Consider the following 12,066-nt stretch of genomic DNA (forward strand, 5'->3'; position numbering starts at 1 on the left):
ACTGCCGATGACTGCCGACCGCCGCACCGTACTGCGCACCGCCGCCAAGCTGGCCGCCCTTACCGCCGCCGGCGGGCTCCTCTCGTCCTGCGGCACCGGCACGCCCCGGCGCGCCGAGACCGGGACGTTCGCCGCGCACCCCGGCAGTATCGACCCCCAGCACACCACCGACCCGGCCTGGAACGGCGGCGAGGGACCCGCCTCCCCCAGCCCGACCGCCACCGCCGAGGCGACCCCGGCCGAAGCGGCCCCGGCCGCCGCCACGGCCACCGCCCCCGCCCCGCCGACCCCGCCCGTACTGCCCCCGCTGGCGGCCGGCACCCCGTACGAGGTGGTGCACGGCTCGCGCACCGGCAAGCTCGTGGCGCTCACCTGTCACGGCAGCGGCGACCCGAAGCTCGCCACCGCCCTGCTGGAGGCCGCCGAGCAACGCGGCGTCAAACTCACCGTGATGGCGGTCGGCAGCTGGCTGGACCAGCAGCCGCAGATGGTCCGGCGGATCCTGGACGCCGGCCACGAACTGGGCAACCACACCCAGAACCACCTCGACATCTCCGCGATGAGCCCGGACCAGGCCCGCGCCGAGATCGCCCAGTGCGCCGAGCGGCTGCAGCGGCTGACCGGCTCGATCGGCCGCTGGTTCCGGCCCTCCGCCGCCCAGTACGCCACCTCGATGGTGCGCGAGCAGGCCAAGGCGGTCGGCTACGAGCACGTGCTCTCCTTCGACGTCGACCCGCGCGACTACAACGACCCGAGCGCCGCCGAGCTGCAGCGCCGGGTGCTGAACGCGGTGCGCGGCGGCTCGGTGGTGGCGCTGCACATGAGCCACCAGTGCACCATCGACGCGCTGCCGGCGATCCTGGACGGGCTGACCAAGGCGGGGCTCAAGCCGGTCACCGCCAGCCAGCTCTGCGCCTGAGCCGCCGATCAGGCGGCTCAGGCGGCTGGGCTCAGGCGGTTGGGCGGAGGCGGCTCAGGCCATCGGGTCGTCCTCCTTGTACGGCCGCAGCCGCAGCGTCCTGGCGTCCGCCGCCCGGATCGCGTCGGCCCGGGCGACCAGCTCCTCCAGGTCGTCCCGGCCCGCGTGGATGAACCGCCCGTGCAGCGCGTCGAAGCGGCCGCGGGCGGCGTCCACGGTGACCGCGACCACGTACGGGATCGAGCCCCAGGCCTTCATGTCCCTGAACATCGGCATCGCGGCCGTCATGTCGGTGGCCACCGCCCCGGGGCTGATGTCGAGCACCACCACGTCGTGGTCGGCCAGCGAGTCCGCCATGTTGTCGGAGAGCTGGAGCAGCGCGCCCTTGGACGTCGCGTACGCGGTGTAGTGGCCGTCCGGGCGCAGCGCGAAGCCGGAGTTGAGGTTGACCACCCGGCCGCGGCGGCGGGCGACCATGCCGGGCAGGACGCAGCGCAGCAGGTTGTAGGGGCCGCGCAGATTGGTCTCGATCACCTGCCACCACTGGTTGGGGTCGGTCTCCCAGAGCGGCACCTCGGCGCGGTCGACCAGTCCGGCGTTGTTGACCAGCAGGTCGATCGGGCCGAGGTCGCGTTCGACCAGCCGGACGGCCTCGCGCACCGAGCCGGGACGGCAGACGTCGGCGGTGACGGCGACGCCCCGGGTGCCGCGCCGGACGCACTCCTTGAGGGTGTCGGTCAGCGTCTCGTGGGTGCGGCCGACCAGGCCGACGGCCATGCCCTCGGCGGCCAGGCCGATGGCGATCTCCCGGCCGATGCCCCGGCCGCCGCCGCTGACCAGGGCGACCTGTCCTGTGAGCGATCCCGTCGGCACCTCGTGCTCCCTTCCCGTCCCCGGCCCCCGTCTGCGGCATTCTGTCCGGCGCCGGGCGGCGGCGGGCCCGGGCACACGCGCGGGCCGCCCGGCCTCACCCGATCGGGGGCGTGCCGCCGGTGACACCCCACCGGGGAGGGGGTGACCTACTGGCCAGTACGGAGTAGTAACGTCGTCGGGGGCGGTGACCGGTGCACCCGTTCCGGCGCACCGGCCCGTTGACCAGCAGCTCGCTGGGTGACCAGTTCGCTGGGCGACCCCCAGCACCACCGAAGGGCAACTGAGTGACTGACATCGCGCGCGTCGGAGTGATCGGCTGCGGCCTGATGGGGTCGGGCATCGCCGAGGTCTTCGCCCGGGCCGGGCTGGACGTCCTGGTGGCCGAGGCCAGCGGCGAGGCGCTGGAGTTCGGGCGCACCCGGCTGACCAACTCGCTGGAGACCGCGGTCAAGCGCGGCAAGCTGACCGCCGAGCAGCGGGACGACGCGCTGTCCCGGCTCTCCTTCACCGTCGAGCTGTCCGACTTCGCCGACCGCGACCTGGTGGTCGAGGCGGTCGCCGAGCGCGAGGACATCAAGGTCCGGATCTTCCAGACGCTGGACCAGGTGGTCCAGCGCCGGGACGCGATCCTGGCCTCCAACACCTCCTCGATCCCGATCGTGAAGCTGGCCGCCGCCACCTCCCGCCCGGAGCAGGTCATCGGCCTGCACTTCTTCAACCCGGCGCCGGTGCAGAAGCTGGTCGAGGTCATCCCGACCCTGACCACCTCGGCGACCACCACCGAGCGGGTCGAGGCCTTCGCCACCCAGGTGCTCGGCAAGGAGCCGATCCGCGCCCGCGACCGGGCCGGCTTCGTGGTCAACGCGCTGCTGGTGCCGTACCTGCTCTCCGCGGTGCGGATGTTCGAGTCGGGCGTGGCCACCGCCTCCGACATCGACAAGGGCATGGAGGCCGGCTGCGCCCACCCGATGGGCCCGCTGCGGCTGTGCGACCTGATCGGCCTGGACACCATCGTCTCGATCGCCGAGTCGATGTACGACGAGTACAAGGAGCCGCTGTACGCCGCTCCCCCGCTGCTGTCCCGGATGGTCGACGCCGGTCTGCTGGGCCGCAAGTCCGGTCGCGGCTTCTACGACTACACCGCGAGCGCCTGACGCCGTCGGGCGGGTGCGTCGGGGCCCGGGAGCCGAACACGGCTCCCGGGCCCCGACGTTTCCGGGTCAGCTGCTGATGCTGTAACTGTCGCCGTAGACCTTCCACTTGAGCGGCGGGGTGAGGTCGAAGTTCTTCGCCTTCAGGAACACCAGCTGCTCGGTGTCGACCCTGCTGGTGTCGGAGTGCGCCTCCTCCTTCTTCATGACCACCTTGCGGGCGTCCAGGAAGGCCTTGAGGTAGGTCGCCTCGTCGCCGCCCTGGGCGGGCGTCCTGGCCTTCCTCATGGCGGCCGCGCGGATGCCGCCGAAGCTGTCGGAGCCGTCGCCCGGTCCGTGCATCACGATCGCGTCGTAGTAGGCGAACTGGCCGAGGGCGCGCAGGCCGTCGGCCTTGGCCTGCCGGACGGCGGGGCCGAAGTACACCCGGTCGCGCTCGTCGTTCTGGGCCTGCTGGAAGGTCGCGTCCTTGGCGGCCTTGGCCCAGTCCCGGACGAACGGGGTGCCGAGGCCGGAGTGCGAGGCGCTGCCGTTGACCTTCTCCAGCGCGGGCAGGTACCTCGCGAGGATGTTGCCGGGCTTGAGGTCGGTGTAGTGCCGGACCAGGTCGAGCATGTCGCCGGTGCCGGAGCAGAAGCCGATGATGCCCGCGGTGTAGCCGCGGCCGTCGCCGATGTCCTCGATGTACCCGTACTGGGCCCGCCAGTCCAGCGAGGAGTTCTCGGCACTGGACACCAGCTGCATCGCGATGTCCTTCTTGTGCGGGTCGTCGAGGCCGACTCCTTTGGCCTGGACGGAGGTTGCGGCCGTGGGGGTGGCCTGGGCGGCCGTGGTGGCCGCGACGGTGAGGGGCGCGGCCAGCAAGGCGGCGACGAGGGCGATCCGGAGGGCACGACAGGGCTGGGGACGCATGGGGACGCTCCGTTTCCTGAGGGTTAGGAAACCTTCCTAACCAGGAATTAACGCCCCGACTCCGGTACCGCGCAAGGGTTTTGACAAAACACTTCAAAGACGACGTCAAGCACGACGAACTCCAGGCACAACGGAAACGGGCCCCGCCCCTGCCTCTCGGCAGGGACGGGGCCCGCTGTCGGGTGCGACGGGACCGGGCCCGCTACGGGATCAGGCCCCGCGGAGCACCGCTCCGGTGCGGCTGACGGCCTCGGCGACGGCCGCCTCGCGGGCGGCGGTGGCCTCGTCGGCGGTCAGGGTGCGGTCGGCCGCGCGGAAGCGCAGCGCGTAGGCCAGCGACTTCTTGCCCTCGCCGACCTGCTCGCCGGTGAACACGTCGAACAGCCGGATGGCCTCCAGCAGTTCGCCCGCGCCCGAACGCAGCGCGGCCTCCACCTCGGCGGCCGGGACGGCGGTGTCGACGATCAGCGCGACGTCCTGGGTGGCCACCGGGAAGCCGGAGACCGCCGGGCCGTCGACCGGCCGCGAGCCGTCCGCCGTCAGCAGGTCGACGTCCAGCTCCATCGCCGCGGTACGGGCCGGCAGGCCGAGCGCCTTGACCACCCGCGGGTGCAGCTCACCGGCGTGGCCGACCACCCGGTCGGTGCCGGTGACGACCAGCTCGGCGCAGCGGCCCGGGTGCCAGGGCTCCAGCCGGCCCGGACGGACGGTCAGCTCGACGCCGGCCGCGCGGGCCACCGTGCGGGCCGCCTCGATCGCGTCCGCCCAGGAGGCCTGGTCGCCCTTGCCCCACCAGCCGGAGGGCAGCCGCTCGCCCGCGAGGGCGACGGCGACCCGGCGCGGCTGGTCCGGCAGCGCGGCGTCCAGCTCGGCCAGCTCCGCGTCGCTCGGCCGGCGGTCGACGGCCGGGCGCGGGGCCACGGTCCGCTCGTCCTTCGGCAGGAAGACGGTGCCGGTCTCGAAGACCGCCAGGTCGGTGTTGCCCCGGCCGACGTTTCGGCGCAGCGCGCCGAGCAGGCCCGGCAGCATGGTGGTGCGCAGCGACGGTTCCTCGTCGTTGAGCGGGTTCACCAGCTTGACCGTACGGCGGCGGCGGTCCTCCGGCTCCAGGCCGAGCGCCTCGAAGGCGGACTCGCCGAGGAACGGGTAGTTGTTGACCTCGACGTAACCGGCCCCGGCCAGCGCCACGCCGATCCGGCGGTGCACCCGCTGGGCCTCGGTCAGGCCCTTGCCCGGCGGGACGTTCGGCATCCGGGCGGGGACGTTGTCGTAGCCCTCCAGCCGGATGACCTCCTCGGCGAGGTCGTACGGGTCGGTGAGGTCCGGGCGCCAGGTCGGCGGGGTGACCTCCAGGACGTCGGCGCCCGAGACCGAGCAGCCGATCTCCTGCAGCCGCCGGGTGACGGTCTCGCGACCGTACGCCGTACCGGCCACCCGGTCCGGCAGGTCGGCCGCGATGGTGATGGTGCGCACCGGGTGCGGGGCCGCGATGTCGGTGACCCCGGCCTCGGCGGTGCCGCCGGCGATCAGCACCAGCAGGTCGACGGCGCGCTGCGCGGCGGCGCGGGCGGCCTCCGGGTCGACGCCGCGCTCGAAGCGCTTGGACGCCTCGGAGGGCAGCTTGTGCCGCTTGGCGGTGCGGGCGATGACGACCGGGTCGAAGTGCGCGGCCTCGATGATCACCTCGGTGGTGCCCGGGCCGGCGGCCGGGTCGAGGATCTCGGTGGAGGCGCCGCCCATGACCCCGGCCAGCCCGATCGGGCCGCTGGTGTCGCAGATCAGCAGGTCCTCGGCGGCGAGCTTGCGCTCGACCCCGTCCAGGGTGGTGAGGGTCTCGCCCTCGGCCGCCCGGCGGACCGTGATCGGGCCGGAGACCCGCTGCTTGTCGTAGGCGTGCAGCGGCTGGCCGACCTCCAGCATCACGTAGTTAGTGATGTCGACGGTCAGCGAGATCGGCCGGATGCCCGCCTTCTGCAGCCGGCGCTGCAGCCAGATCGGGGACTTGGCGGCCGGGTCCACGCCGACGACCGTACGGGCCACGAAGCGGTCGCAGCCGACCGGGTCGTTGACCTTGACCAGGTAGCCGAAGGAGTTGGCCGGGGGCACGTCCAGCAGCGCCGGGTCGGCCAGCGGCAGCCCGTACGCGGCGGCGGCCTCACGGGCCACCCCGCGCATCGACAGGCAGTAGCCGCGGTCCGGGGTGACGGCGATGTCCAGCACGTCGTCGACCAGCTGGAGCAGCTCGATGGCGTCCGTACCGGCCTCGAACTCCGGCGGGAGCACGATGATGCCGGCGTGGTCGTCGCCCATGCCGAGCTCGCGGGCGGAGCAGATCATGCCGGCCGAGGTCTGGCCGTAGGTCTTGCGGGCCGCGATCGGGAACGGGCCGGGCAGCACCGCGCCCGGGAGCACCACCACGACCTTGTCGCCGACGGCGAAGTTGGTCGCGCCGCAGACGATCTCCTGCGGATCGCCGGTGCCGTTCGCGTCGCCGACGTTCACGAAGCAGTGCCGGATCGGCTTCTTGAAGCCGGACAGCTCCTCGATGGAGAGCACCTCGCCGACCACCAGGGGGCCCTTGAGGTCGGCGCCGATCTGCTCGACGGTCTCGACCTCCAGGCCGGCCCGGACCAGGCGCTCGGCCACGTCGCGGCCGGTCTCCCCGGCCGGAAGGTCGACGTACTCGCGCAGCCAGGAAAGCGGGACGCGCATCAGATCTCCATCCCGAACGGGAGGGTGAAGCGGACGTCACCCTCGACCATGTCGCGCATGTCGGCGACGTTGTGACGATTCATCAGGATCCGCTCCAGGCCCAGGCCGAAGGCGAACCCGCTGTAGCGGTTCGGGTCCACGCCGCAGGCGACCAGCACCCGCGGGTTGACCACGCCGCAGCCGCCGAGCTCGATCCAGCCCTCGGAGGAGCAGGTGCGGCACGGGCGGTCCGGGTTGCCGACACTCTCGCCGCGGCACACGAAGCACTGCAGGTCGATCTCGGCGCTCGGCTCGGTGAACGGGAAGTACGAGGGGCGCCAGCGCAGCTCCAGGCCGCCGCCGATCAGCTTCTCGACCAGCACCTCGATGGTGCCCTTGAGGTCGGCGAAGGTGATGCCCTCGTCCACCGCGAGACCCTCGACCTGGCGGAACACCGGGGTGTGGGTGGCGTCCAGCTCGTCGGTCCGGTAGACCCGGCCGGGGCAGACCACGTAGACCGGGGGCTCGCGGTCGAGCAGGGTGCGGGCCTGGACCGGGGAGGTCTGGGTGCGCAGCACCACGCCGGAGTCGGCGGAACCGTCCGGGGCCTGGACGAAGAAGGTGTCCTGCATCGAGCGGGCCGGGTGGTCCGGGCCCAGGTTGAGGGCGTCGAAGTTCAGCCACTCGGCCTCGACCTCGGGGCCCTCGGCGACCTGGTAGCCCATCGCGACGAAGGTGTCCTCGATGCGCTCGGCCAGCGTGGTCAGCGGGTGCCGGGCGCCGCGCGGAGTGCGGTCGTACGGCAGCGTGACGTCCACCGCCTCCTCGACCAGCACACGGGCGTCCCGCTCCGCCTCCAGCTCGGCCTGCCGCTTGGCGAGCGCCTGGTTGACGGCGCCGCGGGCCTGGCCGATCAGCTTGCCGGCCGCGGCCTTGGCGTGCGGGGGAAGGGCGCCGATCTCGCGGTTGGCGAGCGAGAGCGCGGAACGGTCGCCGGTGTGCGCGACCTTGACCTGCTTCAGCTCGTCCAGGGAGCCGGCGGCGGCGAAGGCGGCGATCGCCTCGTCCCGCGCCTGCTCCACCACCTCGGGCTTGAGGGCCTCGACCTCGACCGGGTCGTACGACTTGTTGGGTGCCGACATCTCTATCTTTCCCGTGCTCCTGCTCGTCCGTGCTCAGGTCTGTGGGCCAACGCCAAAGGTCGAGTGTAGTCGCAGCGTGTAGCGCCACCGGCGGGACGCCCGTCCGGCGGGACCCCGGAGCACCTTCAGAGCATGCTGCGCTTGTCGTCCATGCTCTTTCAGAGCATGCTGCGCTTGTCGTCCATGCTCTTTCAGAGCATGAAGTCGGGCACCCCGGCGGGCAGGATGAACCGGAACCGGGCCCCGCCGCCGGGCGCGCGGTCGACCCTGATCGAGCCGCCGTGGGCCTCCACGATGCCCTTGACGATGTAGAGCCCCAGGCCGGTACCGCCGCGCTTGGAGCCCCGCCAGAAGCGGGTGAAGACGCGCGGGATCGACTCCTCGGGGATGCCGCTTCCCTCGTCGCTCACCGTGACCGCGGTGCCCTCGACGATGCGGGGCGGGGTGCCGGGGCGCTCCCAGACGGGGGCCTCGACGACCTCCTTGGCCGGTGCCACCTCGATGGTGACGGTTCCCTCGCCGTGCCGGACCGCGTTCTCCAGCAGGTTGGCCAGCACCTGGTCGACCTTGTCCGGGTCCGCCCAGAGCACGGTCAGCGGCTCGGTGATCCGGATGTCGAAGCGCTCCTCGGGGATGCCGGTGGCGACCTTGCGCTCGACGTGCCGGCGCACCGCGGCCGCCAGGTCGACCACCTGCTTGCGCAGCTCCAGCCGGCCGGCGTCGATCCGGGAGATGTCCAGCAGCTCGGCGATCAGCCGGGTGACCCGGTCCGCGTCGGCGTCCACGGTCTCCAGCATCAGCCGCTTCTGGCCGTCGGTGAACCGCTCCCACTTGGCCAGCAGCGTCGCGGTGAAGCCCTTGACGCTGGTCAGCGGGGAGCGCAGCTCGTGCGCGACGGTGGCGATCAGCTCCGCGTGGCTGCGCTCGGTGCGGCGCCGGGCCTCGGTGCCGCGCAGGGCGACCACCAGGCGCTCCAGCGGGCCGAGCGGCACCGCCCGCACGTACCGGGCGGAGACCAGCACCTCACGGCCGCCGGGCAGCAGCAGGTTGCGCTCGGGCTGGCCGGTACGGATCGCCAGGCCGCCGTACGGGTCGGTCAGCTGCCACCAGCGGCGGCCGTCCAGGTCCTCCAGCGGCAGGACGTCCTCCAGGGCGCTGTCGAGCGCGGCCGCCGGGAGCACACCGGTGAGCCGGGCCGCGGCCCGGTTGAAGCAGACCACCCGGCCCAGCGCGTCGGCGACCACCAGGCCGTCCGGCAGGTCGTCCGGGTCGAGCTCGGGTCCGCTGCCGACCATGGGTTGCCTCCCCGATTACCCACCGTGCCGTTCCCCCCACCGAGGCAGACCCTAGCGCCTCGCAGGCCCCGGCAGTAGGGCTTGCAACGTGGTGATCCCGGCGCGCCCGGGGGCGTGTCGGCCGTTCGATCGGTACGGGTCGACCGTTCGGGCCGGAGGGGTCAGCCGTCGGCGCGGCAGCCGCCGGGCGAACGCTGGGCCCGGGCCGAGGCGTACAGGCAGACGGCGGCGGCGGTGGCCAGGTTGAGGCTCTCCGCGTGGCCGTGGATCGGGACGCGCACGACCTCGTCGGTGAGCGCGCGGGTCTCCTCCGGGAGCCCCCAGGCCTCGTTGCCGAACACCCACGCGCCGGGGGCGCCCAGGGTGCCCTCGTCCAGCTCCTGGTCCAGGTCGCGCTCCCCCGCGCCGTCCGCGGCGAGCACCCGGACGCCGGCCGCGCGCAGCTGCCCGACCGCCTCCTCGACCGGCACGCCGACCGCCACCGGCAGGTGGAACAGGCTGCCGACGGAGGCCCGGACGGCCTTGGGGTTGTACAGGTCCACCGAGGCGTCGGTGAGCACCACGGCGTCCGCGCCGGCCGCGTCGGCGGTGCGCAGCACGGTGCCGGCGTTGCCGGGGTCACGCACGTGGGCGAGGATCGCCACCAGCTTCGGCCGGGCCGCCAGCACCTCGGCGAACGGGGTGTCGATGAAGCGGCAGAGCGCCACGATCCCCTGCGGGGTCACCGTGTCGCAGATGTCGGCGATCACCTCGTCGGTGGCGGTCAGCACCGGCAGCCCCTCGGCCAGCGCGGCCTCGACGATGTCCGCGTGCCGCTCGGCGGCCTCCAGGCCCACGTACACCTCGACCACGGCGTGCTCGGCCGTCCCCGGCAGCTTGCCGAACGCGATGGCCTCCCGGACGGCCTGCGGGCCCTCCGCCAGGAAGAGGCGCTCCTTGGTCCGCTGGTTCCGCTTGGCCAGCCGGCGGGCGGCGACGACGCGCGGCGAGCGCAGGGAGGTGAGCAGGGGGGTCTCGGTGCTCGGCATGGTCTCGTTCTCTGGAGGCGCTGACTCTGGAGGTGCTGACGCTGGTGGTGCTGTGGGGGCGAACGCAGAACCGGACCCGCAGGAGAGCCTGCGGGTCCGGTCAGAGCTCAACCGATCTCGGAAGATCAGGCGGCGTCGGCGGCGGCCTTCGGGGCGTTCACGTCGGCCGGCAGCGCCTTCTGGGCGACCTCGACCAGGGAGGCGAACGCACCCGGGTCGTTGACGGCCAGGTCGGCCAGCATCTTGCGGTCGATCTCGACGCTGGCGGCCTTCAGGCCCTGCACGAAGCGGTTGTAGGTGATGCCGTTGGCACGGGCCGCAGCGTTGATGCGCTGGATCCACAGCTGACGGAAGTCGCCCTTGCGCTTCTTGCGGTCGTTGAAGTTGTAGACCAGCGAGTGGGTGACCTGCTCCTTGGCCTTGCGGTACAGGCGCGAGCGCTGGCCCCGGTAGCCGCTGGCGCGCTCCAGGATGACCCGGCGCTTCTTGTGGGCGTTGACTGCCCGCTTGACGCGTGCCACTTGATTACTCCTTGGGTTGGACCACGGACTACTTCACGTGGTCCGTCATTCGAATGGGTCGGGAAGGATCAGCTGCCCCGCACACGGCTCGCGCCGGGCGGGAGGGCGATCACTTGCCGAGAAGCTTCTTGATCTTCTTGGCGTCAGCGGGGGCCAGCTCGACGGTCCCGGCCAGCTTGCGGGTCAGCGTCGAGGGCTTGTGCTCCAGGAGGTGGCGGCGACCGGCGCGCTCGCGCAGCACCTTGCCAGAGCCACTGATCTTGAAGCGCTTGCTGGCGCCACTGTGCGTCTTCTGCTTCGGCATTTCGCCGTATCTCCTCGTCGGTCCCGTTCACGCCCGCTCGGCCTGCGCCGGCGGGCGTGAACTGGATGGATCTGCGGTGACCGGGCGGGTGCCCCGTCACCGTGGGGGCCGACCCCGGACTGCCGTGAGCCTTGCGGCTCAGGCGCCCTGGGGGGCGGCCGGCTGCTCGACCGGAGCCTCGGCCTCGGGGGCCTCGACCTCGGCCGGGGCGTCCTGCACCTCGGCGACCTCGTCGATCACGTCGGCGTCGTCGTCGATCACGTCGACGTCGTCGATCAGGTCGGCGTCGTCCGCGGCGGCGGCGTCGTCGGACCCGGGGGTCCGGCCGAGCCGCTCGGCCTTACGGGCGTCGGCGAGGGCGCGGGCCTCGGCCATGGCCTCGGTCTTCTTCTTGTGCGGGCCAAGAACCATGATCATGTTTCGGCCGTCCTGCTTCGGCGAGGACTCGACGAAGCCCAGGTCCTGGACGTCGTCGGCGAGCCGCTGCAGCAGACGGAAGCCCAGCTCGGGGCGGGACTGCTCACGACCGCGGAACATGATCGTGATCTTGACCTTGTCGCCCTGCTTGAGGAACCGGACGACGTGACCCTTCTTGGTGTCATAGTCGTGCGGGTCGATCTTCGGCCGGAGCTTCATCTCCTTGATGACCGTGTGCGCCTGGTTCTTGCGCGCCTCACGGGCCTTCATGGCCGACTCGTACTTGAACTTGCCGTAGTCCATGAGCTTGCACACCGGCGGCCGGGCGGTCGCCGCGACCTCGACCAGGTCGAGGTCGTACTCCTGCGCGAGCTCCAGCGCCTTGGCAAGCGGCACGATGCCGACCTGCTCGCCGCTGGGACCGACGAGTCGCACCTCCGGAACGCGAATCCGGTCGTTGATGCGGGGCTCGGTGCTGATGGGGCCTCCTCGGTTGCACCTTCTGCGATGCGGCCGTCGGACGGCGGACGCACGTAGTGGACTCGACCACTGGGCGGGGCTTCATTCGTGCTGCGCTGCCCGGTACCTGTCGGCACCGCGGGCACCCGCGACACGAAAAAAGCCCCGCTCGGTACAAGCGGGGCTCCACACAACCGGGGGCGGCATCCGGTGAGGGACGCTGCGGGCGACTCGGCGCCGTGGCGCCCGTCGCGGACCGGACCCGTCGACCGTGAGGCCGCTCAGGTGGGAGACTTTCGCGGTTGCCCTCTCGGGCCTCCTCGCAGTGGAGCCTCCACTTGCTGGCCGAGCGCC

The 12,066-nt window shown here is 72.5% G+C and carries 11 protein-coding genes; 2 read left to right on the forward strand and 9 right to left on the reverse strand.

Annotation, left to right across the window (positions count from 1 at the left end; genetic code table 11):
• The first annotated feature begins 7 nt into the window (after nt 1-7).
• Nucleotides 8-919 (forward strand): polysaccharide deacetylase family protein, encoded by a 912-nt coding sequence (locus ACIP4P_RS22365; RefSeq protein ID WP_400920947.1) that lies wholly within the window; start codon nt 8-10, stop codon nt 917-919.
• 54 nt (nt 920-973) lie between these two features.
• Here ACIP4P_RS22365 and ACIP4P_RS22370 read toward each other — a convergent pair whose 3' ends face one another.
• Nucleotides 974-1,792, reverse strand: a complete 819-nt coding sequence (locus ACIP4P_RS22370) for an SDR family oxidoreductase (RefSeq protein ID WP_350512963.1) — start codon at nt 1,790-1,792, stop codon at nt 974-976.
• Between the two features lie 284 nt (nt 1,793-2,076).
• Between ACIP4P_RS22370 and ACIP4P_RS22375 the strand changes: the two genes are divergently transcribed.
• Nucleotides 2,077-2,946 (forward strand): 3-hydroxybutyryl-CoA dehydrogenase, encoded by an 870-nt coding sequence (locus tag ACIP4P_RS22375; RefSeq protein WP_350512964.1) that lies wholly within the window; start codon nt 2,077-2,079, stop codon nt 2,944-2,946.
• Nucleotides 2,947-3,012: 66 nt separating this feature from the next.
• Here ACIP4P_RS22375 and ACIP4P_RS22380 read toward each other — a convergent pair whose 3' ends face one another.
• The 8 genes from ACIP4P_RS22380 to infC all read right to left on the reverse strand — a co-directional run bounded on the left by ACIP4P_RS22380 (nt 3,013) and on the right by infC (nt 11,733).
• Nucleotides 3,013-3,855 carry a chitosanase gene (locus ACIP4P_RS22380; protein WP_400920950.1) on the reverse strand — a complete coding sequence of 281 codons (843 nt, stop codon included), beginning with the start codon at nt 3,853-3,855 and terminating at the stop codon, nt 3,013-3,015.
• 210 nt (nt 3,856-4,065) lie between these two features.
• Nucleotides 4,066-6,567 carry a phenylalanine--tRNA ligase subunit beta gene (gene pheT, locus ACIP4P_RS22385; RefSeq protein ID WP_400920952.1) on the reverse strand — a complete coding sequence of 834 codons (2,502 nt, stop codon included), beginning with the start codon at nt 6,565-6,567 and terminating at the stop codon, nt 4,066-4,068.
• Nucleotides 6,567-7,688, reverse strand: coding sequence for a phenylalanine--tRNA ligase subunit alpha (gene pheS / locus ACIP4P_RS22390; RefSeq protein WP_350512967.1), 1,122 nt, complete (start codon nt 7,686-7,688; stop codon nt 6,567-6,569). Before pheS ends, pheT begins: the two co-directional genes overlap by 1 nt.
• Before the next feature lie 191 nt (nt 7,689-7,879).
• Nucleotides 7,880-8,983 (reverse strand): ATP-binding protein, encoded by a 1,104-nt coding sequence (locus tag ACIP4P_RS22395; RefSeq protein WP_350512968.1) that lies wholly within the window; start codon nt 8,981-8,983, stop codon nt 7,880-7,882.
• A gap of 161 nt (nt 8,984-9,144) precedes the next feature.
• On the reverse strand, nt 9,145-10,011 hold the full coding sequence (locus ACIP4P_RS22400; RefSeq protein WP_350512969.1) for an RNA methyltransferase: 867 nt from the start codon (nt 10,009-10,011) through the stop codon (nt 9,145-9,147).
• Nucleotides 10,012-10,136: 125 nt separating this feature from the next.
• Nucleotides 10,137-10,532 (reverse strand): 50S ribosomal protein L20, encoded by a 396-nt coding sequence (rplT, locus tag ACIP4P_RS22405; protein ID WP_030055649.1) that lies wholly within the window; start codon nt 10,530-10,532, stop codon nt 10,137-10,139.
• A 109-nt stretch (nt 10,533-10,641) separates the two neighbouring features.
• On the reverse strand, nt 10,642-10,836 hold the full coding sequence (gene rpmI, locus ACIP4P_RS22410) for a 50S ribosomal protein L35 (RefSeq protein ID WP_030055648.1): 195 nt from the start codon (nt 10,834-10,836) through the stop codon (nt 10,642-10,644).
• Between the two features lie 138 nt (nt 10,837-10,974).
• The gene (gene infC / locus ACIP4P_RS22415; RefSeq protein ID WP_350513014.1) at nt 10,975-11,733 is read right to left on the reverse strand and encodes a translation initiation factor IF-3; all 759 of its coding nucleotides are present in this window, start codon (nt 11,731-11,733) and stop codon (nt 10,975-10,977) included.
• Between the last annotated feature and the right edge of the window lie 333 nt (nt 11,734-12,066).

Origin of the sequence: Kitasatospora sp. NPDC089509 (assembly GCF_044749365.1) — a bacterium.
Classification (GTDB): domain Bacteria; phylum Actinomycetota; class Actinomycetes; order Streptomycetales; family Streptomycetaceae; genus Kitasatospora.